A 23,585-nucleotide genomic window follows, 5' to 3' on the forward strand; every position below is an offset into this window, starting at 1 on the left:
TTCAGACGGCCTTTCCGCTTCAAATCAGGCGGGCGTCAAACGTAATGGCGGCTTTCCGCGCGGCCTTCGACATTTTCGGCGCAGCGGGCGCAGACGGTTTCGTGTCCGGCCATCGTGCCGACATCGGCGGTGTAATGCCAGCAGCGTTCGCATTTTTCGCCGCCGCTCACTTTCACTTCCACCGACAGTTCCGCGCCCTCTTTCACCTCGGCTTTGGAAACCAGCAGGGCGAAGCGCAATTCGCCGTCCAAGGCGGACAGGGCGGCGGCCAACTCCGCCGGCGCGGTAATCACCACTTCGGCCTGTAAGGAAGAGCCGAGGGATTTGTCCGAGCGCAAAGGCTCGATGGCGGCTGTTACCGCATTGCGCACTTCGCGCACGGCCTGCCATTTTCTGCTAAGGGCGGCTTCGCTTTCAGACGGCATCTGCGGGAAATCGTGCCAAGTGTGGAACAACACGCTGTCTTCCTCGCCGCCGCCGATGATGTCCCACGCCTCCTCGGCCGTGAAGCACAAAATCGGCGAGACCAGCAGCACCAGGCTGCGGGTGATGTGGTAAAGCGCGGTTTGCGCGCTGCGGCGGGCGTGGCTGCCTGCGGGCGTGGTGTACAGGCGGTCTTTCAGAATATCGAGGTAGAACGCGCCCAAATCTTCGGAACAGAACGCAACAATATCCTGCACGGCAAAATGGAAGGCGTAGCGCGGATAGTAGTCGCCCGCCAGTTTTTCCTGCAACCGGCGCGCCATTACCAGCGCGTAGCGGTCGATTTCCACCATGTCGGCCTGCGGCACGGCATCTTCGATGGGATGGAAATCGCTCAGGTTGGCCAGCAGGAAACGCAGGGTGTTGCGCAGGCGGCGGTAGCTTTCGGTAACGCGTTTGAGGATTTCTTTGGAAATCGCCAGCTCGCCGCTGTAATCGGTGGTCGCCGTCCACAAGCGCAGGATGTCCGCGCCGAATTCGTTGTACACCTCCTGCGGGGCAACCACGTTGCCCAGCGATTTGGACATTTTGCGCCCGTCCTGATCGACAACGAAGCCGTGGGTCAGAAGCTGTTTGTACGGCGCGCGTCCCAAAGTAGCGCAGCCGGTCAGCATGGAAGACTGAAACCAACCCCGGTGCTGGTCGCTGCCTTCGAGATACAAATCGGCAGGCCAGGCCAGCTCTTCGCGCTGTTTCAGCACCGAATAATGCGTCGAACCCGAATCAAACCATACGTCCATCGTATCGGGCAGCTTGTCGTAGTGTTCGCAATCTTCTGCATCCAGCAGCTCGCTTTTATCGAGCGCGAACCATGCTTCGATGCCTTTTTCTTCGATGCGCTGCGCGATTTTTTCCAGCAGCGCGGCGGAATCGGGGTGCAGTTCGCCCGTTTCCTTATGGGCGAAAAAGGTCATCGGCGTACCCCAAAACCGCTGGCGGGACACCACCCAGTCGGGACGGCCTTCGATCATCGCCTGCAAGCGCGCCCTGCCCCATGCGGGGAAAAACTCGGTGTCGTCCACAGCCTGCAAGGCTTTGTTGCGCAGGGTTTTACCGTCCGCGCCGTTTTTGTCCATGCCGATAAACCATTGGCCGGTGGCGCGGTAAATCAGCGGGGTTTTATGCCGCCAGCAGTGGGCGTAGCTGTGTTCGATTTTTCCGTTTGCCAGCAGGCGGCCGTTTTCGGCCAGCCAGTCGATGACCAGCGGATTGGCCTCCCAAACGGTCATGCCCGCCAGACGCGGCGTGTCGGCAATATAACGCCCCTGCGCGTTGACGGGATTGATCAGTTCGATGCCGTATTTGATGCAGACAAAATAGTCTTCCAAACCGTGCGCGGGCGCGGTGTGCACCAAGCCCGTACCGGCTTCGGTGGTAACGTGTTCCCCGTTCAGCAGCGGGATGTCGCGTTCCAGGAAGGGATGGCTCAAATGCAGGTTTTCCAGTTTTTCGCCCGTGGTTTCGGCCAACACTTTGAGGCCGTCTGAAAAGCCGTAGCGTTCGAGCGCGGATTGCGCCAAATCTTTGGCCAGCACCAGCCTGCCTTTGGGCGTATCGATCAGTTGGTAAACAATTTCCGCTCCGGCGGAAACGGCCTGGCTGGCGGGCAGCGTCCACGGCGTAGTCGTCCAGATGACGCCGTATGCTTCGCCTTCGATTTTGTCCAAACCGAAAGCCGCCGCCAGCGCGGCGGTGTCTTTGAACGGGTAGGCTACATCGATGGCAGAGGACACTTTGTCTTTGTATTCCACTTCGGCTTCGGCCAGCGAAGAGCCGCAATCTAGGCAGAACTGAACGGGTTTCGCGCCGCGATAGAGGTAGCCCGCCTTATAAATTTCGCCCAAGGTGCGCACGGTGTCGGCTTCGGTTTTGTAGTCCATGGTCAGATAGGGATGCTCCCAATCACCCAGCACGCCGAGGCGGATGAAGTCCTTTTTCTGGCGGGCAATCTGTTCGGCGGCGTAGCTGCGGCAGAGTTCGCGGAATTTGGCTTTGGGCATGTCGCGGCCGTGCAGTTTTTCCACCATCACTTCGATGGGCAGGCCGTGGCAGTCCCAGCCGGGAACGTAGGGCGCGTCGAAACCGGCCAGCGTTTTGCTGCGCAGGATGATGTCTTTGAGGATTTTATTGACGGCATGGCCGATGTGGATGTCGCCGTTGGCATAGGGCGGGCCGTCGTGCAGGATGAATTTCGGGCGGCCTTTGCTGATTTGGCGCAGTTTCTGATAGCGTTTTTGTTCATACCAGCTTTTGAGCCATTGCGACTCGCGTTTGGCAAGGTCTCCGCGCATGGGGAACGGGGTGTCCAATAGGTTTACGGTTTTGCGGTAATCGGTCATGTTGTATTCCGGCGTTGTTTTAAAATGGGAAACAGCCTCTGCAAAAGGCCGTCTGAAAACAAAAAACAATGGCCGCATTGTAGCCCAAACCGAGGCCGATTATAAGGCCGCAGGCCGTCTGAAAAGCACGATGCGGGGTTTTGGCTGCGCCGAAGCCGTGCTTTCAGACGGCCTGAAATAAGAAAAGAGCCTGCTTTCGCAGGCTCTTTCTATGCATTATCCAATCCGAAGATTAGAATTTGTGGCGCAGACCAACCAAACCGGCTGTGGTTTCGGTTTTGTCGTTTTTCTTACCGGCTTTCAACCAACCGGCTTGCGCGAATGCGGTAGTGCGTTTGGAGAAGTCGTAATCCGCACCGACAACCACTTGGTTGTACTCGGTGGAGTTTCTCTCAGCGTCAGACAGGTTTTTGCCTTTGGCTTTGAAACCGTGAGCGTAAGACACTTTGGGAGTTACGTTGCCCATAGTATAAGCACCGCTTACAGCCAGCTCGTGAGTTTTAACGCCGGCAGAACCGTCAGTAGCTGCATCGTAGTCATCATCACCAGACAATGTTGCACGATAGCTATTGAGACTATCCCAACCGTTGGTGTACTGGTAAGTACCGCTTACAAACAGATTATTGGCATCGTAACCGGCAACTACACGGTGAGCCTGACCGGATTTTTTGCCGCTGGTGCCGACAGAAGCAGTTTTCTTATAGGCAAAACCATACTGGGCAAAGAAACCGGAGTTTTCGTAGTTCAAACCAGCGTAGTAGGAAGAAGTATCACCGCCATGGCCATCACGACCGTTAGTGTAACCTTCGCCACGAACATTAGTTGTGGCATTATCACGCGGAGAGAACTGAACGTTAGCACTGAAACCGGCAAATACAGGGCTGTCGTAACGTACGGACAGGATTTTCTCGCTGGTACGTTTCAGAGTTTCCAAATCAAGGGCGTGGTTGTTGTTTTCCCATTTGCCACTTTGATCTTCCATATCATCCAACTGGGTGGACATTTTACCGGCGCGGATGGTACCGGCAGTAGTTTCCAAACCGATGTAAGCCTGACGATTACCCCAGCCAGTACTGTTGCCAGCTACGGAAGTTTTGGATTCTACTTTCCAAATTGCGTTCAGGCCGTTACCCAAGCTTTCGTGACCTTTGAAACCGACACGGGAACCGAAGTCGGCAAGTTCGGTAGTAGTGTGGTCTTTGGTTTTAACACCGTTCTCGTGTATTTTAGTCTGGCTGACTTCGACACCGGCTTTAATCTGACCATAGAGGGTTACGTCTGCCATAGCGGCAGTGGACAAACCAAACAGAGACAGAGCAATCAGGGTTTTTTTCATTGCTGTATTCCTTTTAACGTTTAAGAAAATCAGGCGAAACCGGATGACTCCGATTAAGCTGTTGCGTTGTCCGCCCTATTCGGGCGATTGCATGGGCGTAAATATAAATGCTTCACTGCAAAAAAACAAACTTTATCGGCGTTTTCCCGCCGGAATGCGGCGCAAAAGTGTGGGGTTTATCCAACACAATCCGAATTGTCTTTTTGTTTTCATGCTGTTATTCGGCAGCCTGTTTGATGCGGGACGGTAAAGCCGCCGCTGCGGGATTTGTTGCGTTTTCGCACTTGCGGCAGTTTGGCAGGCGAAGCGGGCGGTGCGCCGCACAATCAGGCCGTCTGAAAAAGCGGATTCGGCGTTTTTCAGACGGCCTCTACCGTAAGGTTAGCGGCAGCGGTTGCGGGTGAGGCGGCCGTATTGTCCGACGATGTTTTGGATGGCTTTGGCATCGTTGTCGTTTACGGTCATGAAGGTTACCTGCATTTTGGCGACGCTCTGCCCGCCTCCGCCCGCCGAGTTGATTTCGCGCAGCTGGCCGTTGAAACCCGCGCCCTGCAAGCGGGAGAGGAGTGCCTGCGCCTGACCCCGGTCGGCGCGGATGCCGACGCTGATGCCGCCTTCCATCAATACGGTGTTGAAACCTTTTTCCTGCAATGCCTGCATTTGGCTGCCCGCGTCGATGTTGATGGGCGTCCACACGGCGTAGGTGGTTTTGCCTTTGGGGGCTTCGCGGCGTTCGACGCTGCGGTTGGCGGCGTGCGGCCAGCGGGCGAGCAGCCCTTTGATGCGGTGGTAGTCGTCTTCGGGTATGGTTACGCTGGCGGTGGCGGTGCATTGTCTGCCGCCGCGCGCGCCGGCTGCGGCGTCGTCCGTGGCGTAGCTGCCGTAGGGCGCGCTCTCGCCGGTGCGGCGGCGGCGTTCGGCTTCCTGTCGGATGGCAGTTTGGCGGGCTTTTTCGTCCTGCATCCATTTTTCGCGCGCGGCGATGCGTTTGGCAGCGTCTTCTTCGGTGTCGGCGGGTTCGACGAACACTTCCTGCGCGCCGCCGTTGTCGTTCACCCAGTCGCCGTTTGTGCGGGCGGGGGCGGATGCGGGGGCTTGGGCTGCGCCGGCGTTTTTGGGTTTGACCATCGGCTCGGAGAGCTCGGAGGCGGTGCGGGCGAGTTTTTCGCCGGCTTCTTTGCGGCGGACGGCGAGATCGGCTTCCTGCTCGGCGATGATTTTGGTGAGCGTTGTGCCGCCGAACACGATGAGATTGAGCGCGACGAGTGCGAAAAACAACCACTTCATTGATTTTGTCCTACCCAGTTTGCGAGGCCGTAAACGACCAAATTATCTACGATTTTGATATTGTTGTCTAAAACGAAGCCTTGCGGCAGCGCGTGCGCCACTTTGGCCGCGCCGCCGCCGGTGATGACGACATCGACGGGCTTTTCCCGCCCCACTTTTTCTTTCAGACGGCCGTGCATCAGGATGAGTGCGCCGCAGACGGCGTCCATCATGCCGCCGGCAATGGCGTTGGCGGTGGTGGTGGCGAAGGGGTAAACCTTGCCTGCGGGGCGGTTGAGGTGGGCGGTTTTGGCGGCCATGGCTTCTTTCATCAGGTGGAAGCCGGGCATGATGCTGCCGCCGAGGTATTGGTTATCGTCGGTAAGCGCGTCGATGGTTACGGCGGTGCCGCAGCTGACGATGACGCAGGCGTTGCCGCTGAAACTGCGGCTGCCGAGGGCGTTGAACCAGCGGTCTGCGCCGTGTTCGGCGGTGTTGCGGTAGTGGTTGCGGATGCCCAGTGCCTGCGGCATGGAGGCCAGCCATTCTATCGGCGCGGGGATTTGCGCGGCCACTTGGCGTTTTTTTTTCTTCGCCGCACACGGCGCAGCCGGTTACGGCCACGCCCGCGCCGCCGAAACGCCGCCAGTCGTCGGCCAGCGGCTGCAAATCGCGGTAGGGCGTGCCGGACACCGCGCCCGGTTTGCCGTTTTCCAGCCATGCCCATTTCAGGCGGCTGTTGCCGCAGTCGAGCAGCAGGCGGCGGGCGGGGGCGGCCTGCGGCGGGAGCGGGCTTTGGCGCAGGCTGATTTCGCCGCTGACGATTTGTTTTTCGCCCGTTTCGGTGCGCAGCCGCAATGCGCCCTGCACGGTAACGCCGGCCACGATGCCTTCTTCTATTATTTGGCCGTGGTGCAGCAGGCGGACGGCTTGGCCGTGGTCGCGGTTGGCCTGTTCGTAGGCGGTGGCGAAGGGGGCGAAACCCTGTTCGGCGAATGCGGCCAGCGCGGTATCGAGTTGGCGCAGCATGGTTTGCAGCAGCAGCGGGGCGGGCGGCGGGGCGGTTTTGCAGACGGCCTGTACCGATGCGGCCTGCTCCACTTCTTTGGGCAGGACGTAGTTGAGGCCGATGCCGACCACGGTGGCGGTTTTGCCTTCGCCGCGCACGGTTTCAATCAGGATGCCGCCGAGTTTGCCGCCGCCGGACACCAAGTCGTTCGGCCATTTGACCTGCGCGGGAATGTTCAGGCTGTTCAGGGCGTTGCGACAGGCGAGGCCGGCCACCAGAGCCAGCGCGCCGAGTTCGGCCTGCGGTTTGTCGAACACCCAGCCGAAGCTGAATGTCAGGCATTCGCCGGTGCGGCTGTGCCATTTTTTCCCCTGCCGGCCGCGTCCGCCGGTTTGTTCGTGGACAAGGCACAGGCGGCGGTGGGCGGACGGGACGCTTTCGCGGGCGGCGGCGAGGATGATGTCGTTGCTGGACGGGTGGCTGTGGCGCAGTTCGGCTTGGAAACCCGATGCGGCGGCGGCCAGCGTTTCTTCGGAAAACACCGCTAGCGGGCGCACCAGCCGCCAATAGCCGTCGTGCTGGCGCAGCAGGCCGCGTATGTGCACGGGCATTTGCTGCCACAGGCCGTTGAGCTGAGGCGGCCGGACGCCGCCTGCCCGCGCCAGCGCGGTGATGTGCTGCGGCAGGCCGTCTGAAAGGGCGGCGAGCAGCAGCCAGTGCGCCTGCCGCATCATCCGCGCTCCGAGGCGCGGATTTTTTCCAGCGTTTTGGTGGTGGAGGTTTGGTGCAGGAAGGGGATGGAAAACACTTGGCCGCCGCGTGCGAGCGTCTGCGCCGCGCCGACGATTTTTTCCGGCGGCCAGTCGCCGCCTTTTATCAGGATGTCCGGTTTGACGGTTTCGATCAGTGCGGCGGGCGTGTCTTCGTCAAACCAGGTAACCAAATCCACGCAGGCCAGAGCCGCCGCCACGGCCGCGCGGTCGGCCAGCGGGTTAATCGGGCGGTCGGAACCTTTGCCGAGGCGGCGCACGGAGGCATCGGTGTTCAGAGCCAGCACCATCGCCGCACCGGCCGAACGCGCCTGCGCCAGATAGGTAACATGCCCCCGGTGCAGGATGTCGAAACAGCCGTTGGTGAACACCAGCGGGCGCGGCAGCGCGGCGATGCGCTGCGCCAGCTCTTGCGGTGGGCAGATTTTCTGCTCGAAATCGGGCTGCGACCATGTTTGCATAGGTTTGACTCGGTTAAAAAACGAAAAGGCCAAATCATACCGAAAGCATGGGATTAGGGCAACGAGGGCGGCGGAAACAGGCCGCGCGGGGTGTTTTTCAGACGGCCTGCCGCTGCCTGAGGCCGTCTGAAAACGGCAACAGAAAACCCGCTTCCGAATAAAGGGAAGCGGGTTTGTATGCTGGGGTGGCTGATGGGGCTCGAACCCACGACAACCGGAATCACAATCCGGGGCTCTACCAACTGAGCTACAGCCACCACAAAAAACTTTTACCGTATCAAACTGCCGTTTTGGCGCGCCCGACAGGAATCGAACCTGTAACCGCCCGCTTAGAAGGCGGGTGCTCTATCCGGTTGAGCTACGGGCGCATCAACCTTCGCGGGCTTTGTTTCGGCGTCGGGAGATTTGGTCGGGGCGGTGGGATTCGAACTCACGACCCTCTGCTCCCAAAGCAGATGCGCTAACCGGGCTGCGCTACGCCCCGACGAGAAGACGCGGACTATACAGGCCGTCTGAAAAGCCGTCAAGCACCGCGCCGCGCATTTTTTCAGACGGCCTGTTTGTGCGTTATTTTTACAGTGTATTTTGAACCCGCGCTTTTTCAGACGGCCTAATGCCTCGGCGCGGATGAAAAACTGGGCGGGAAATGCCATAATGCCCGCCTTTTCCGTCTCATCCGTTTCATCCGCATACTATACATATATATAGAAAGGACAGGCATGGCCGCACAACTGATTAACGGCAAAGAGGTTTCGCAACAGCTTTTGGCCGATTTGGCGCAAAAGGTCGAACAACGAAAAAACCAGGGCTTGCGCGCACCCTGCTTAGCGGTGGTGCTGGTCGGCGCAGACCCCGCCAGCCAGGTGTACGTGCGCAACAAGAAAACCGCCTGCGCCAAAGTGGGCTTCGAGTCGCGCGCCTACGAGCTGCCCGAAAACACGCCGCAGGAGGGGCTGTTGGCTCTGGTGGACAAGCTGAACGCCGACGAGAGTGTGGACGGCATCCTCGTCCAGCTCCCGCTGCCACCGCACATCAACGGCCAGGCGGTGCTCGAACGCATCCTGCCGCACAAGGACGTGGACGGCTTCCATCCCTACAACGTCGGCCGGCTGGTGGTGAAAATGCCGCTGATGCGCCCCTGCACGCCCAAGGGCGTGATGACGCTGCTGCAACACTACGGCGTCAATCCCGAGGGCAAAAAAGCGGTGGTGGTCGGCGCGTCGAACATCGTCGGCCGCCCGCAGCTCTTGGAACTGCTGCTTGCCCGCGCCACGGTTACCATCTGCCACAGCAAAACGCAGAACCTCGCCGCCGAAGTGGCGCAGGCCGACATCGTTGTCGCCGGCGTGGGCATTCCCAACTTCGTCAAAGGCGCGTGGATCAAGCCCGGCGCGGTGGTGATTGACGTGGGCATCAACCGCATGGACGACGGCTCGCTGTGCGGCGACGTGGAATTTGCCGCAGCCGCCGAACGCGCCGCGATGATCACGCCCGTGCCCGGCGGCGTCGGCCCGATGACCATCGCCACGCTGATGGAAAACACCCTGCGCGCCGCCGAGCTGCACGACGCGGCGGGCGCAGAGGCCGTTTGAAAACCGGTTTGCACTCTTTATGGTCTGTTGACAATCAGCTTGCGAGCGGTTTTTTGAGTAAAAAATGCCCGAATGCAAGGAAAAAAGCGCAGCAAGGTTGGACACCTGCGGGCATTTTTGACGCGGCAGACGGGTATTTTTTGCCAAAAACACCGCCGCAAGGCTGATTGTCAACAGACCCTAAGCAAAGCTGAAACACAGTCCGCAAAACAAACGCAAACGGCAACCGTATGAAACGGAAACTGTCCTTCATCCCCGTCCTGATAGCCTTATCAGGCTGCGCCCCTACGCCGCGCATCGTCCGTATCCAAGCGCAAAACGACGATTTGGTGCTCAATCTCGCCACGGAAACCCATCCCTGCGGCACTATCAGCCTGGGTGCGGAACGCATCAGCTACATCATCGCCTGCACACAGGGAGGCAAAGCCAACCTGCCGCGCCACAGCGTCCGCCTGAACTGGCAGGCGGGCGAACTCGCCGCCACCCGCGCCGACAACGGCATACCGCTCTTCCGCGTCCGCTGCAACCGGACGCAGTTCGACCAAATCAAGGCATGGCAACACGCCGCGCCCAAACAATAAACACAGGCCGTCCGAATGCCTTTCAGACGGCCTCACCACAGGAACCCCGCACATGGACGACCGCGATCTGCTGCGTTACAGCCGCCACATCCTGCTGGACGAAATCGGCATCGAAGGGCAGGAAAAACTCCTGTCCGCCACCGTACTGGCCGTCGGCTGCGGCGGCCTCGGCGCGGCCGCCCTGCCCTATCTGGCCGCAGCGGGCGTGGGGCGCATTATTCTAGCCGACGGCGACGCGGTGGACGACACCAACCTGCAACGCCAAACCGCCTTTAGCGAAGCCGACATCGGCCGCAACAAGGCCGAAACCCTTGCAGGCCGTCTGAAAAGCATCAACAGCCGCTGCCAAACAACCGCCCTGCCCCGCTTTCTCGACGCAGACGAACTCGACACGCAGACGGCGGAGGCCGACATCGTGCTCGACTGCTGCGACAACTTCGCCACCCGCCAGGCCGTCAACCGCGCCTGCGTGCGCCACAGAAAACCGCTGGTTTCCGGCGCGGCGGTGCGCTTCGACGGCCAGCTCGCCACCTACCGCGTCGACCTGCCCGACGCGCCCTGCTACGCCTGCCTATTCGACGGCGAAACCGCCACCGACGGCGCGTGCGCCCTGTTCGGCGTGTTCGCCCCGCTGGTCGGCATCATCGGCACCATGCAGGCCGCCGCCGCACTGAACGTGCTGCTGGGCACCGGCGCGGCGGCGCACGGGGTTTTGCAGACTTACAACGCGCTGAGCGGCCAATGGCACAGCTTCGCCATCCCGAAAGACCCGAACTGCCGCGTCTGCGGCGGCTGAACGCGTGCAATAAACGGCAGAGGCCGTCTGAAAACTGTTTTTTTCAGACGGCCTTTTCCCATCCAACCCATACCGAACCGAACGTAGGGTGTGCCGCCCCGAGGCGGCGCACGCGTTTCCTGCCACCGACAAAATCCGTGCCCGCCCCGCCATCCGAAACCGCGTGCGTGGCTGCGCCACACACCCTACCTAAGGGCAGAGGCCGTCTGAAAAATAGTAGGTCGGGCATTCATGCCCGACACGGTTAAATTTTATCGATTTGCCCGTCGGGCATGAATGCCCGACCTACCTCTTTCAGACGACCTACGCGCTTTCGGCCATTTTCAGGGCTTCTTGGATGTTGACGGCGACGATGCGCGATACGCCTTTTTCCTGCATGGTAACGCCGACGAGCTGTTCGGCCATTTCCATGGTGAGGCGGTTGTGCGAGATATAGAGGAACTGGGTTTGCGCGCTCATTTCTTTGACGAGGTTGCAGAAACGAGAGGTGTTGGCGTCGTCCAGCGGGGCATCAACTTCGTCTAAAAGGCAGAAGGGGGCGGGGTTGAGGCTGAACAGGGCGAACACGAGGCTCATGGCGGTGAGGGCTTTTTCGCCGCCGGAGAGCAGATGAATGGTGGCGTTTTTCTTGCCGGGCGGGCGTGCCATGATGGATACGCCTGCGGTGAGGAGGTCGTCGCCGACCATGTGTAATGTGGCTTCGCCGCCGCCGAACAGGGTGGGGAAGAAGGTTTGTACTTTTTCGTTGACGGCATCGAAGGTGGCTTTGAAGCGTTCTTTGGTTTTGCTGTCGATTTGGGCGATGGCTTCTTCCAAAAGGGCGATGGCGGACTGTACGTCTTCGCTCTGGCTGCGGTAGTAGCCGTCGCGCTCGCGGGCTTCTTCGAGCTCTTGCAGGGCGGCGAGGTTGACTGCGCCGAGGGCTTCGATTTGGCGGGTAAGTTCGCTGATGCTGCTGCCCAGTGCGCTTGGGCGGCCTGCGCTTGCGGCGGCTTGTTCGAGTGCTTCCAAATCTGCGCCGCGCTCGCTGAGGTTTTGGTGGAAGCGTTTGGCGTTGATGAGGGCTTCCTGCTGTTGCAGCAGGGCGGCTTGGGTGGCGGCTTGGAGCTGCGGCAGTTTGGTTTGCAGGGTTTGCACTTTTTCATACTGCGCCCGCCCGCGCGTTTGGGTGTCGGCCAGCGCGGTTTGCAGGGCGGCGTATTCTTCGTCGAGGGTGTGCACGGCTTCGCCGAGGTGTTCGAGCTGGATATGCTGCTCGTCGCCCTGCATTTCGGTTTCGTAGGCGAGGGCAAGCTCCTGCTGGCGTTCCTGCAAATCGGCAGCCTGCTCTTCAAGGCGGTCGATTTGGGCCTGGTGGTTTTGTTTCTGCTGTTGGAGTTTGTGGACGGCGACTTCGGCGAGGCCGTAGCGGCGGTTGGTTTCCAGCAGGGCAAGCTGCGCCTGTTTCAGACGGCCTTGCTGGGTTTGGCGTTCGGCAGCGGCGTTTTGGTAGTGCTGTTCGAGTTCGGACACGGCTTGGGTGAGGGTGGCGATGTCGTCTGAAAGGCCGTCTGCGCTGTGGTGCAGCACCAGATTTTCTTCTTCGAGCCGCGCCAGTTCGCGCACGATGTGTTCGCGGCGGATTTGGCCTTGGTTGGTGCGGGCGAGCAGTTCGGCGGCGTGCTGCTGGGCGCGGCTGTGTTCGCGGCTGTGCTGCTGCTGTTGCTGGATGAGGGCGCGGTGCTGCGCTTCGGTGGCTTCGGCGGCGGTGCGGGCTTGGTTTTGCGCGGCTTCGGCGGCGGCCAGCTCGGGGGCGAGGGTTTCAAGCGCGGCGGCGAGGTCGTCCAAACGCGCTTTCTGCGCCATCAGGCTTTCCTGCGCGGGCTCGGCGTAAAGCAAAACGCTGACTTTGTCGATTTGGTGGCCTTCGGGCGTGAGCCAGATTTGGCCGACAGCCAAGTCGGCTTGGTGCGCAAGGGCGTAGTCGAGATTGGAGGCGCACAATACGCCGTCGAGCCAGTAGTGCAGGGCGGTTTGAAACGGCGGCTGCGCTTGGATTTGGTTTAACAGAGCCTGCGCGGGCAGGGATTTTTTCAGGCCGCCCGAAAGGTCGTCTGAAAGCCATGCGGCCTGAGCCTGCGGCAGGGGCGCGGGCAGGGCGAAGGCGGCGGGGACGGCGCGGGCGTGCAGGCGTTCGGCGAGGACGGCGGCCAGCGCGTGCCGCCACTCGGCGGGGGCGGTGATGTGCTGCCAAAGCTGCGGTGCGTCGGCGCATTCGGTGTGCTGCCAGAAGTCGGCTGCGGGCTGCTGCGCCAAAAGCTGGGAAACGGCCTGCTGCTGCGCGGTGAGGGTGATGTGCTGCTGCTGTATGGTTTGAAAACGGGCGGAGGCCGTCTGAAAAGCCTGCCGCGCGGCGGCAAGGGCGGTTTCGGCGGCGATGATCTGCTCTTCGTAATGCTCCTGTTGGGTTTGCAGCAGGGCGGCGGTTTCCTGCGCGGCGGCGGTGTCGGCTTCGTCGGGCAGGTTGAGGGCCTGGCTTTCGGCGTTCAGACGGCCCTGCTGCGCTTCGTGTTGGCGCAGGGTTTGCTGCGTGTGGGCAAGCTGCTGCTGTTTTAAGGCCAGCTCGCGTTTGAGGCGGGCGGTTTCGTCGTGCTGCGACTGGTAGGCGGCGTTGAGCGCGGCTTGGGCTTCTTCGAGCGCGGGCAGGCTCTCTTCGTGTTCGGCCGCCTGCATGGCCAGTTCGGCCAACTCGGCCTGTTTTTCTTCGGTTTCGATGTCGTTTTCTTCTATCAGAACGCGAATCTGCTGCTGCTCTTGGCGGATGCGCTGCATTTGCGCCTGCGCGGCCTGTTTGTCGCGCTCGATGCGCTGGTGCAGGTTTTGGCGGTGGCGGATTTGCTCTTCAAGACGGGCAATCTGTTCGCGCAACACGCCGCGCCGGTTGGCAAGGTCGTGGGCACTCTGCTGCTGCGCCTGTTCTTCGGTCTGCAGGGCGCGGATGTCGTCTGAAAGCGTTTGAATCTGCGCGGCGGTGTCGTCCTGCTGCGCCTGCAAGGCCTGATGTTGCGCGGTGGCTTTGTCGGCGGCGGCGAGCGAGTTCTGCCATTGGGCGTAGTCGAGCATATCCTGGCTGCGGTTGAGCTGCTCGGTAAGGGCGCGGTAACGCTCGGCGGTTTCGGCCTGTTTTTCCAGTTTTTCCACCTGCCGCGCGAGTTCGTTCTGCAAATCGCCCAGCCTTTGCAGATGCTCGCGGGTGTCTTTCAGACGGCCTTCGGTTTCCTTGCGGCGTTCTTTGTATTTGGACACGCCCGCCGCCTCTTCGATATAGGCGCGCAATTCTTCGGGACGCGCTTCGATAATGCGCGAAATCATGCCCTGTTCGATCACGGCATAGCCGCGCGCGCCCACGCCCGTGCCGAGAAAAAGGTCGGTGATGTCGCGGCGGCGCACGGCCTGATTGTTGATGTAGTAGGTGGACTCGCCCTGCCGCGTGAGCTGGCGTTTGATGCTCACTTCGGCATACTGCCCCCACGCGCCCTGCAAGGAGTGGTCGGCGTTGTCGAACACCAGTTCCACCGAGGCGCGCGGCGCGGGGCGGCGGGTGGCCGCGCCATTGAAAATCACGTCCTGCATACTCTCGCCGCGAAGCTGCTTGGCCGACGCTTCGCCCAACACCCAGCGCACCGCGTCGATCACATTCGATTTGCCGCAGCCGTTGGGGCCGATCACGGCAACAAGCTGGCCGGGAACATGTATCGTGGTGGGGTCGGTAAAGGATTTGAAGCCGGAGAGTTTGATGTGGGTCAGGCGCATGGGCGGAAAGATGCAGACGGGAAAAAGGCGGCATTTTAATGGAAAACGCCATAAAAAACGGCAAAAGGCCGTCTGAAAAACGGTTTGCCGCAGCGGGAAACGGTTACACGCGGCAACAGACGCTTTCAGACGGCCTTTTGCCGCCGCCCGTCGCCGAAAATGCCCTTTTTTCCGTACCGCCGCCGCGCGTTATGCGTCGCCAAACGCGTTTGCGCAGCCGAAACCGCCGAAAAAAGCCAGCTTTCGGCAATTTTCCGCTTTTTATTAAGACAACAACGGCTTCCCGCTTGTCAACCGTTACGATTTAAACTACATTGCGCTACAAACCGGTGCGGCAGCACCGCCCAAGCCAAGTTGGCAAAGGTAAAAAAATAGAATAGAGAAACCCGGGCGCAGCCCGAACAGCATAAGAAACAGGCCGTTTTGCAGAAAACGGCCTGTTTTGACGCGGGGGGCGGACGCATGTGGCGGCCGTCTGAAAACAAAAAAAAGGCCGTCTGAAAGCGTAGCTTCGGCGCAGCTACGCTTTCAGACGGCCTCTGTGTTCCCAAAGAACGTTCAGCGGTTCAGCAGCACTTCCAGCACAAACTTGCTGCCCGCGTAGGCCAGCATCAGGCAGACGAAGCCGACAATCGTCCACACCGCCGGCCGTTTGCCGCGCCACGACATCATGCTGCGTTTGAGCAGCAGGCCGGCATAGATAAACCACGACAGCACGCCGAACAGGTTTTTATGCGTGAAAGTGAGCGGGCGGCCGAACACCGCCTCGGAAAAAAACGTGCCGCTCACCACCGACACCGTCAGCAGCGCGAAGCCCGCCCACATCGACTGGAACATCATCTTTTCCAAACTCAACAGCGGCGGCAGGAAGGAGCGTGAGGGTGAGAGGCGGTGGCGGTGCAAATCGCGGCTCAGCCACAGAATCAGCACCGCAATCAGCGTGGTGATGCCGAACAGGCTGTACGCCAGCAGCGAGGACACGATGTGCAGCATAAACGGCCAGTCGTCCAGCCGGTAGGCCGCCGAATGGCCGGGAAACAGCGCGGCGCAAAGCAGCAGGAAGGCCGACAGGGGATACAGCAAAAGCTGCAAGCCGCGCAGGCGGTAGAAAAAACTGCCCGCCAGATACAGCATCAGCATCAGCCACACCACCACCGCCGTGGCATAACCCAAGCCGAGTATCAACACATGGTCGGAGAGCACCGGCAACAGCAAAGCCGCGCCGTGCGGCAGCAGCGCGGCGGCCAGCACCGCCAGCTCGCGCCCCAGCGGATAATCCGCCGCCTCCCTTTTGAGCCGCCAAAACCACACGAAGGCGGCCAGCGCGGCGTAAACAAACGTCAGACAAATCAGCATAATCGGCATGGCATTCTTCCGGCGGCGCAACAGTCCGTCAAAACCCGCCGCTTGGTGTAAAATGCGCCGATTTTATCAAACAACACCGCCCGCGTGGCGGCGTTCAATAAGGAATACCATGCTCGACAACCTTACCGGCCGCTTCCGCTCCGTGTTCAAAAACATCAGCGGTGCGGCCACGCTCAACGAAGACAACATCAAACCCGCCCTGCGCGAAGTGCGCCTCGCCCTCTTGGAAGCCGACGTCGCCCTGCCCGTGGTGCGCGATTTCGTCGCCAAAGTGAAGGAAAAGGCACTCGGCCGCGAAATCAGCGAAAACCTCACGGCGGAACAGGCATTTATCACCGTCGTCAACCAAGCCCTCGTCGAACTGATGGGCGGCGCGAACAGTAGCCTCAACCTTGCCGCCGCCGCGCCAGCCGTGGTGCTGATGGCCGGTTTGCAGGGCGCGGGCAAAACCACCACCGTCGGCAAACTCGCCCGCCTGCTCAAAACGCAGGACAAAAAGAAAAAAATCCTGCTCGTTTCCACCGACGTGTACCGCCCCGCCGCCATCGAGCAACTGCGCCTGCTCGCCGAACAGGTGCAGGCCGATTTCTTCCCCTCCAACGTCTCGCAAAAACCGGTCGAAATCGCCCGCGCCGCCCTCGCCCAAGCCAAACGCGGCTTCTACGACGTGCTGATGGTCGATACCGCCGGCCGGCTGGCCATCGATCAGGAAATGATGGACGAAATCAAAGAGCTGCACGCCGCGCTCGATCCGGTGGAAACCCTGTTTGTCGTCGACGCCATGCTCGGCCAGGACGCGGTGAACACCGCGCAGGCGTTCAATGAAGCCCTGCCGCTCACCGGCGTCATCCTCACCAAGATGGACGGCGACTCGCGCGGCGGCGCGGCCTTGTCGGTGCGCAAAATCACCGGCAAGCCGATTAAGTTTTTCGGCACGGGTGAAAAAACCGACGGCCTCGAAGCCTTCCACCCCGACCGCATCGCCTCGCGCATTCTGGGCATGGGCGACGTGCTGACGCTGGTGGAGGACGTGCAAAAAGGCATAGACGAAGAGGCCGCCGCCGAAATGGCGAAAAAGCTGCGGCGCGGCAAAAGTTTCGACCTCAACGATTTCAAATTGCAGATCCAGCAGATGCGCAATATGGGCGGACTGGAAAACCTGATGTCGAAAATGCCCGGCGAAATCGGCCAGCTTTCCAAACAGATTCCCGAAGGCACGGCGGAAAAGGCGATGGGGCATGTGGAAGCCATCATCAATTCGATGACCCCGAAAGAGCGCGCCAACCCCGCGCTCATCAAAGCCTCGCGCAAACGCCGCATCGCCGCCGGCGCGGGCACGACGGTGCAGGAAGTGAACAAAATGCTCAAACAGTTCGAGCAGTCGCAGCAGATGATGAAAATGTTCAGCGGCAACAATATGCGCAAGCTGATGAGCCTGGCCAAAGGCATGAAGGGCGTGTTCCCCGGCATGAAGTAGGGTGTGTTGACATTCAACTTTTGAAGCGGATTTTGCGGCAGAAAACGGCAGATGCAAGGCGGAAACACGAGCCTATGCCGTCCATAGGAGAGTGTTTTCAACGCGGCAGATGCCGTTTTATGACGGAAAAGCCGCCAAAATGTTGATTGTCAACACACCCTAAGACACGACACGACAAAAGGCCGTCTGAAAACCCTGCATGCAGGTTTTCAGACGGCCTTTCCGATTGATGCGCGGGCGGAATGCGGGCAAAAAAAATACCATCTATACCAAGGGGAAAGTATAGATGGCCAAACACATTACGGGGAAAACGTCTTACTCACATGTCTGCCCGAAGGCAAACGTTGTCAGACGGGCGCATATTAAAACCGCCGCATCGGAGGCCGTCTGAAAAAAGCACAAGCGGCTGGAAAACGGAACAAACGGTTTGCCGCACCCGTTTATCCGATTGAAACAAAACGCCATTCTCCCACCGCCAAATCCTCGGCCGACCAGCTGCCGAAGCGCAGGCGGTGCAGCTTTTCGACGCGGTTGCCCGCCGCCGCGACCATGCGTTTGACCTGGTGGTATTTCCCCTCGCCGATGGTCAGCAGCAGCGTGTGCGGGTCGGCAAGCTCCGCCGCGTCGGCGGCCACGGTTTCATTGTCGTCGTGCAGCAGCACGCCGTTTTGCAGCGTTTCGCACAAGGCCGCGTCGGCGGCGTGTTTGAGCGTGGCGCGGTAGAGTTTGGCGACATGGTGCTTGGGCGAAGTCATGCGGTGGTTGAACTGGCCGTCGTTGGTAATCAGCAGCACGCCGGTGGTATCCGCGTCCAGCCGGCCGACCGCCTGCATATCGAGATTGCGCAGGTTGGCGGGAAACAGCGTAAACACGCCCGGCCAGTCGCGCGGCTTGTGCGACGTTTCGTAGCCTGCGGGCTTGTTCAGCACAATATAGAAATAAGGCAGCGGCACAACGCACACCGCCGCGCCGCCGATGCGCAGCGTGCGCACCGAATCCGGCGCGATTTCCGTTTTCGCGCCGGACACCGTTTCGCCGTTCACCTCCACACCGCCGCATTCGGCGAGCCTTTCGCACTGCCTGCGGCTGCCGACGCCCTGCGCCTGCAAATATTTGACCAGCTGCATACCGATACACCGATAAAGTTTTCAGACGGCCTATTCTCACAGAAAAGGCCGCCTGAAAAAAGCCGCGCAAAAAAAACCGCCCCTGACAACAGGGGCGCAAAAGGAACACAAACCACTACCAAAAATGCTGGTCTTTCAACCCTCCTTCCCTTTTAAGAAGCTTCTCTCATGAAAACCAACTGTTGCGCCGCCGGATACAGAGCGCGTTGCAAAAGCTGCGGCGATAACGCAGCGTCGTATTTGCCGCCTATGCTCAAATGCCCCTGCTCGGGACAAAACTCCACCAGGCGGCAGTTTTCTTCCAGATTGGCCGCGTGGCGGCAACGGCGTTGCAGCACGGCGCAGGCGTCGCGGTACACGCATTCCTTGCAGGACACCTCCCGCGCCTGACCCACCCAGCTGAGCCGAATGTCGGACTCCTCACTTTCAATCAGCACAATGCCGTTTTGACTGGCGGCGGCCGGGCACTGCTCGGGCACGGCGAAATAATAATGGCCGTCGATATGGGCGTATATGCTGCTGAACACGGCCGGTTCGCCGTCATCCTCTGCCCTTGGAACAGCCAGCCAAGACGAAAACGTGTGTTGGTGAAGCTGCAAAATATCCGAGGCAAAGAGTTTGAACATCGTTTCTGACATCTTATCCTCCCTGCTGGGTGCCGTAGCGGGCGTTGCGCCCGACTCAATGGAGGGAATCATACCCAATTGCAGAGACGGAATCAAACGTTAATTGTTACTATTAATTAACTTACCCACAATCAGATTGAATATAAACGCAAAAAAGTTTGCAGAAAAATCAGATTCTGCCTGTATTTTAGGCAAAAAGGCCGTCTGAAAGCGCAGCTTCGGCGCAGCCAAAACCCGTTTCAGACGGCCTGCGAACCCGTTTCCCGCCCAAAGCCCCGCAATACGCAGACCGCAAACGGCTTCCGTTGCCCCGCCCCCGCCCCTCCCGTAAAATGCCGCCCGAAAACAGCCCGAGAAACCCCAAGGAAAACCCATGGCACGCGAACGCCAAATCATCCTCGACACCGAAACCACCGGCCTCTACTCCGACCGGGGCGACCGCATCCTCGAATTTGCCGGCATCGAAATGCGCAAACGCCGCCTCACCGAGCGCACCCTCCACCTCTACATCCACCCCGACCGCGACATCCCCGAAGAAGCCGCGGCCGTACACGGCATCACCCTCGACACCCTCGCCGAAAAAAACGCCCCAAAATTCGCCGCCGTCGGCCAAGAAATCGCCGACTTCCTGCGCGGTGCCGAACTCATCATCCACAACGCCCGCTTCGACGTCGGCTTCCTCGACATGGAATTCGAGCGCATGGGGCTGCCCACCATCGAAGAACTCGGCTGCGAAGTAACCGACACCCTCGCCATGGCGCGCGAAAAATACCCCGGCCAGAAAGCCAGCCTCGACGCCCTGTGCGGCCGCCTCGACATCGACCGCAGCAAACGCGTCTACCACGGCGCACTCATCGACTGCGAACTCCTCGCCGAAGTCTACCTCGCCATGACCCGCGAACAATTCGACCTCGTCGGCGGCAGCGACGACAACAACGGCGACACCCCCGCCCAAAACACACGAACCGCCGCCCCCCTCGTGCGCACAGGCCGTCTGAAAGTCATCAAAGCCGACGCAACCGAACTCGCCGCCCACGCCGCCATCCTCGACGAAATCAACCAAGCCACCGGCGGCCACTGCCTCTGGCAGCCCCAAGCGCGGGAACACGCCGAATGAGCCCCCGCAACATCGCCCTCATCCCCGCCGCCGGCAGCGGCAGCCGCTTCGGCGCGGCCAAGCCCAAACAATATCTCGAAATCGGCGGCAAAACCGTCTTGCAGCACACCATAGACATCTTCCTCGCCCACCCGCAAATCCACTACACCGCCGTCATCCTCGCTCCCGCCGACCACATTTTTCAGACGGCCTCATCCAAACGCCTCGGCATCTTCCGCGCCGGCGGCGCAAGCCGCGCCCAAACCGTGCGCAACGGCCTGCACGCCCTCTCCGCCCAAGGCATCGCCGCCCCGCACGACAACATCCTCGTCCACGACGCCGCCCGCTGCTGCCTCCCCCCCGAAGCCCTCACCCGCCTCATCGAAGCAGCCGGCGGCACACCCGAAGGCGGCATCCTCGCCATGCCCGTGGCCGACACCCTCAAACGCGGCGACGGCGCAAACCGCATCGCTGCCACCGTCCCCCGCACCGCCCTCTGGCAGGCGCAAACCCCCCAGCTTTTCCAAACCGCCCTACTCCTACGCGCCCTCTGTGCCGCCGACAGCGACGGCTTCACCGACGAAGCCTCCGCCGTCGAAGCCCTCGGCATCCGCCCCCAGCTGGTCGAAGGCGACGCCCGCAACCTCAAACTCACCCTGCCGCAGGACGAAACCCTCGTCCGCCTCCTGCTCGCGGCCGTCTGAAAACGCAGCTCCGGCGAAGGCCGTAGGCCGGATACTCGTATCCGACACATCCCACGCGACGGGATATTCCTGCGGAAAACACCGCATTCAAACATCCGGCCTGCAACACTGCCGCGCAGGCAAAGGCCGTCTGAAAACAAATTTTCAGACGGCCTCTTATCTTCTGTTTTCCCACACCGCCGCCCGCCGCCGCCCATAAACCGCGTGCGTCGCCCGGGCGGAACACCCTGCCTGAACGGCAACAGGTCGTCTGAAAACACCATGCGATTTTCAGACGGCCTCAAACTGCCCGCCGCATTTACGCCTGCCGTGCCGTTCTGCCCAAGCGGCGGCGCAGCAGGAAGTCGGCGGCGGCGTAGAGGACGAAGGTGATGAAGAACGCGGCGGCGGCGTGGGCAACGGTGAACATTTTGAAATACAGCGGCACGGCGCGGCCGTTTTCGAGGCGGTAGCGGGTGGTCATCGTCCAGCCGCCGCCGCTGTCGCGCATCTCGTACACGCCGCCGCCGAGGGCGCACAGGCGCATTTCGCGCTCCGGCCAGTCGCGGCAGGCGGGTGCGGCAGAGGGCGCGGGCGGCGGCAGGGTGCAGGGCGCGGCGCGGGCATTTTTCAGCGGCTCGCTGCGGCAGCCGCCTCCGCCGTTTTGCGTAACGATGAGAAAGCGCGCATCGGCCGCGCTGCCCGCCGCGTAGTGTTCGGCAGACAGCGCGGACAGGCCGAGGGTGAACGCCATGGCCAGCGGGACGAACAGGACAAGTTGCAGCAGCCGCCACCAGAGCGGCAGGTTCGGGCGCGGCGCGCGGGGGCAGTGCATGGCGTTTCCTTTCGGCAGTCCGCCCGCCTTCACGGGGACGGTATTCCTGAAAATGCGGCGATTATACGCGGCGGCCGGTGTTTTCAAGCCGTCTTCTTTTTCAGACGGCCTGTTTGCACCCGACTGTGCTGCCCCGCCGTAGGGTGTGTGGCACAAGCCGCGCACGCGGTTTGCGCCGTTGAAAGGCCGTCTGAAAACAAGGTTTCCTTTTCCCACTTGCATTTTTACCGGCATAAAATGCCGTTTTTCTGTTTTCAGTAAAACTATCCGTCTTTTTATTCCAGTGTTCGGCCTGATGCTGCCGCTTCCCGACTAAAGCGCACACGAAAGCTGCATAATCGCCGCTGCGGGCGGCGGCGCGGTTTTTTCAGACGGCCTTTTTGTTAAAATCGCGCGCTTGTTTTTAACCGAAGTTGGCAAATTTTATGAAAACCCCTTCCAGCTGGTCGTCGAAGATCGGCTTTATTTTGTCCGCCGCCGGTTCGGCCATCGGGCTGGGCGCGATTTGGAAATTCCCCTACACGGCGGGCACGAACGGCGGGGCGGTGTTTTTCCTGCTGTTTCTGATATTTACCGTGCTGGTTGCCCTGCCGGTGCAGCTGGCCGAGTTTTACATCGGCTGCAAGAGCGGCAAAAACGCGATCGATTCGTTCAAAGCCCTCTCGCCGAGCAAGGTGTGGCCGTGGGTGGGGCGGCTGGGGGTGTTCGCCTGCTTTGTGCTGCTGTCGTTTTACAGCGTGGTGGGCGGCTGGGTGCTCAATTACGTGGTGCACGCCTTTACCGGCCAAATCCACACGGGCGCGGATTTTGAGGCACTGTTCGGCGCGACGATTGCCAGCCCCGCCGGTTCGATCGCCTATCAGGGGCTGTTTATGCTGATGACGGTGTGGGTGGTGAAAAGCGGGATTTCCAACGGCATCGAAAAGGCCAACCGCTATATGATGCCCGCGCTGTTTGTGCTGTTTGTGCTGCTGGCGGTGCGCTCGCTGACGCTGCCGGGCGCGATGGCGGGGGTGTCCTTCCTGCTGAAACCGGACTGGTCGTACATCCGGCAGGAAACCATGCTCACCGCGCTGGGGCAGGCGTTTTTCGCGCTGAGCATCGGCGTGTCGACGATGATTACCTATGCGGCCTATCTCGACAAAAAACAGGATTTGTTCCGCTCGGGCAACAGCATTATGTGGATGAACCTGTTTGTGTCGCTCTTGGCCGGGCTGGTGATTTTCCCCGCCGTGTTCGCCTTCGGCTTCGAGCCCAGCCAGGGGCCGGGGCTGATTTTCGTGGTGCTGCCGGCGGTGTTTATGAAAATGCCGCTGGGCACGCTGCTGTTTGCAGTGTTTATGCTGCTGGTGGTGTTCGCCACCCTCACCTCGGCGTTTTCGATGCTGGAAACGGTGATTGCGGCGGTGATCCGCGAAGACGAGGGCAAACGCGAGAGCCGCACCTGGATTATCGGCACGGCGATTTTCCTGGTCGGCATTCCGTCCGCGCTGTCGTTCGGCGTGATGGCGGAAGTGAAATTTTTCGGCAAAACGCTGTTTGATTTGTGGGATTTCATGATTACCGCGCTGATTATGCCGCTCAGCGCACTGAGCGTGTCGGTATTCGTCGGCTGGCTGCAAAACCGCGCCACAGTGCTGGAACACATGCGCGAGGGCAGCACCGTGCCGCAAACCGTGCTGATCCTGTGGCTCAACACCCTGCGCTTCATCGCGCCGGTGGCCATCGTGCTGGTCTTTCTCAACGCGCTGGGCATCGATTTCACGGCTTGGATTACCCAAGCGAAATAACACAAACAAGCATAGAGGCCGTCTGAAAACCAGTTTTGGCTGCGCCGAAGCTCCACTTTCAGACGGTCTGTTTTGTCCGCGCCGATAGCGAATCCTGCGTAGGGTGTGCGGCGCAGCCACGCACGCGGTTTCGGACTTTGGGGGAAAGACACGGATTTGTC

At 60.5% G+C, this 23,585-nt stretch carries 16 protein-coding genes, 3 tRNA genes and 1 pseudogene; 7 read left to right on the forward strand and 13 right to left on the reverse strand.

Translation table 11 applies throughout. The annotated features are described in order from the left end of the window. Positions 1 to 35: 35 nt before the first annotated feature. The 8 genes and pseudogenes from ileS to H3L91_RS11690 form a co-directional block, all read right to left on the reverse strand. Positions 36 to 2,822: an isoleucine--tRNA ligase gene (gene ileS / locus H3L91_RS11655; protein WP_007341177.1), complete on the reverse strand. Its 2,787-nt coding sequence runs from the start codon at positions 2,820 to 2,822 to the stop codon at positions 36 to 38. A 232-nt stretch (positions 2,823 to 3,054) separates the two neighbouring features. After that, on the reverse strand, positions 3,055 to 4,158 hold the full coding sequence (porB, locus tag H3L91_RS11660; protein WP_007341179.1) for a trimeric porin PorB: 1,104 nt from the start codon (positions 4,156 to 4,158) through the stop codon (positions 3,055 to 3,057). A gap of 381 nt (positions 4,159 to 4,539) precedes the next feature. Beyond that, positions 4,540 to 5,445 carry a hypothetical protein gene (locus H3L91_RS11665; RefSeq protein ID WP_007341182.1) on the reverse strand — a complete coding sequence of 302 codons (906 nt, stop codon included), beginning with the start codon at positions 5,443 to 5,445 and terminating at the stop codon, positions 4,540 to 4,542. Next, a pseudogene (locus H3L91_RS11670) lies at positions 5,442 to 7,167 on the reverse strand (bifunctional biotin--[acetyl-CoA-carboxylase] ligase/type III pantothenate kinase). The gene H3L91_RS11665 and the pseudogene H3L91_RS11670 overlap by 4 nt, the downstream one beginning before the upstream one ends. Beyond that, entirely contained in the window at positions 7,164 to 7,664 is a 501-nt protein-coding gene (gene rfaE2, locus H3L91_RS11675) for a D-glycero-beta-D-manno-heptose 1-phosphate adenylyltransferase (RefSeq protein WP_007341184.1), read from the reverse strand. Before rfaE2 ends, H3L91_RS11670 begins: the two are co-directional and overlap by 4 nt. Positions 7,665 to 7,845: 181 nt before the next feature. Then, positions 7,846 to 7,921: transfer RNA gene (locus H3L91_RS11680), tRNA-His, on the reverse strand. Between the two features lie 34 nt (positions 7,922 to 7,955). Continuing rightward, positions 7,956 to 8,032, reverse strand: a tRNA-Arg gene (locus H3L91_RS11685). Between the two features lie 38 nt (positions 8,033 to 8,070). Further along, positions 8,071 to 8,148: transfer RNA gene (locus tag H3L91_RS11690), tRNA-Pro, on the reverse strand. A 235-nt stretch (positions 8,149 to 8,383) separates the two neighbouring features. Between H3L91_RS11690 and folD the strand changes: the two genes are divergently transcribed. The 3 genes from folD to H3L91_RS11705 all read left to right on the forward strand — a co-directional run bounded on the left by folD (position 8,384) and on the right by H3L91_RS11705 (position 10,633). Next, on the forward strand, positions 8,384 to 9,256 hold the full coding sequence (gene folD / locus H3L91_RS11695) for a bifunctional methylenetetrahydrofolate dehydrogenase/methenyltetrahydrofolate cyclohydrolase FolD (protein WP_007341185.1): 873 nt from the start codon (positions 8,384 to 8,386) through the stop codon (positions 9,254 to 9,256). A 230-nt stretch (positions 9,257 to 9,486) separates the two neighbouring features. Next, positions 9,487 to 9,837, forward strand: a complete 351-nt coding sequence (locus H3L91_RS11700; protein WP_007341187.1) for a hypothetical protein — start codon at positions 9,487 to 9,489, stop codon at positions 9,835 to 9,837. A 52-nt stretch (positions 9,838 to 9,889) separates the two neighbouring features. Continuing rightward, positions 9,890 to 10,633, forward strand: a complete 744-nt coding sequence (locus tag H3L91_RS11705; protein WP_007341188.1) for a HesA/MoeB/ThiF family protein — start codon at positions 9,890 to 9,892, stop codon at positions 10,631 to 10,633. Positions 10,634 to 10,936: 303 nt separating this feature from the next. Here H3L91_RS11705 and smc read toward each other — a convergent pair whose 3' ends face one another. Continuing rightward, the gene (gene smc, locus H3L91_RS11710) at positions 10,937 to 14,425 is read right to left on the reverse strand and encodes a chromosome segregation protein SMC (RefSeq protein WP_007341190.1); all 3,489 of its coding nucleotides are present in this window, start codon (positions 14,423 to 14,425) and stop codon (positions 10,937 to 10,939) included. A 558-nt stretch (positions 14,426 to 14,983) separates the two neighbouring features. Further along, the gene (locus H3L91_RS11715) at positions 14,984 to 15,790 is read right to left on the reverse strand and encodes a cytochrome C assembly family protein (RefSeq protein ID WP_007341193.1); all 807 of its coding nucleotides are present in this window, start codon (positions 15,788 to 15,790) and stop codon (positions 14,984 to 14,986) included. 109 nt (positions 15,791 to 15,899) lie between these two features. Here H3L91_RS11715 and ffh point away from each other — a divergent pair, with 109 nt between their 5' ends. Further along, on the forward strand, positions 15,900 to 17,267 hold the full coding sequence (gene ffh, locus H3L91_RS11720) for a signal recognition particle protein (RefSeq protein ID WP_007341194.1): 1,368 nt from the start codon (positions 15,900 to 15,902) through the stop codon (positions 17,265 to 17,267). 440 nt (positions 17,268 to 17,707) lie between these two features. Here the strand turns inward: ffh and H3L91_RS11725 are convergent, their stop codons facing one another. Together H3L91_RS11725 and H3L91_RS11730 are read right to left on the reverse strand one after the other, a co-directional pair. Next, positions 17,708 to 18,394, reverse strand: coding sequence for a 16S rRNA pseudouridine(516) synthase (locus H3L91_RS11725; protein WP_007341196.1), 687 nt, complete (start codon positions 18,392 to 18,394; stop codon positions 17,708 to 17,710). Between the two features lie 152 nt (positions 18,395 to 18,546). Further along, complete coding sequence (locus tag H3L91_RS11730) at positions 18,547 to 19,092, reverse strand: NGO0322 family iron-responsive protein (protein ID WP_007341197.1); 546 nt, start codon at positions 19,090 to 19,092, stop codon at positions 18,547 to 18,549. Between the two features lie 301 nt (positions 19,093 to 19,393). On the opposite strand from H3L91_RS11730, the gene dnaQ reads away from it, so the two are divergent. Both dnaQ and ispD read left to right on the forward strand, forming a co-directional pair. Further along, positions 19,394 to 20,137 carry a DNA polymerase III subunit epsilon gene (dnaQ, locus tag H3L91_RS11735; protein WP_007341199.1) on the forward strand — a complete coding sequence of 248 codons (744 nt, stop codon included), beginning with the start codon at positions 19,394 to 19,396 and terminating at the stop codon, positions 20,135 to 20,137. After that, entirely contained in the window at positions 20,134 to 20,820 is a 687-nt protein-coding gene (ispD, locus tag H3L91_RS11740; RefSeq protein ID WP_007341200.1) for a 2-C-methyl-D-erythritol 4-phosphate cytidylyltransferase, read from the forward strand. Before dnaQ ends, ispD begins: the two co-directional genes overlap by 4 nt. 298 nt (positions 20,821 to 21,118) lie before the next feature. Here ispD and H3L91_RS11745 read toward each other — a convergent pair whose 3' ends face one another. After that, complete coding sequence (locus H3L91_RS11745; RefSeq protein WP_007341201.1) at positions 21,119 to 21,868, reverse strand: hypothetical protein; 750 nt, start codon at positions 21,866 to 21,868, stop codon at positions 21,119 to 21,121. A gap of 191 nt (positions 21,869 to 22,059) precedes the next feature. Between H3L91_RS11745 and H3L91_RS11750 the strand changes: the two genes are divergently transcribed. Further along, the gene (locus H3L91_RS11750; RefSeq protein WP_007341202.1) at positions 22,060 to 23,424 is read left to right on the forward strand and encodes a sodium-dependent transporter; all 1,365 of its coding nucleotides are present in this window, start codon (positions 22,060 to 22,062) and stop codon (positions 23,422 to 23,424) included. Positions 23,425 to 23,585: the final 161 nt, after the last annotated feature.

Source organism: Neisseria bacilliformis, assembly GCF_014055025.1.
Lineage (GTDB): Bacteria > Pseudomonadota > Gammaproteobacteria > Burkholderiales > Neisseriaceae > Neisseria > Neisseria bacilliformis.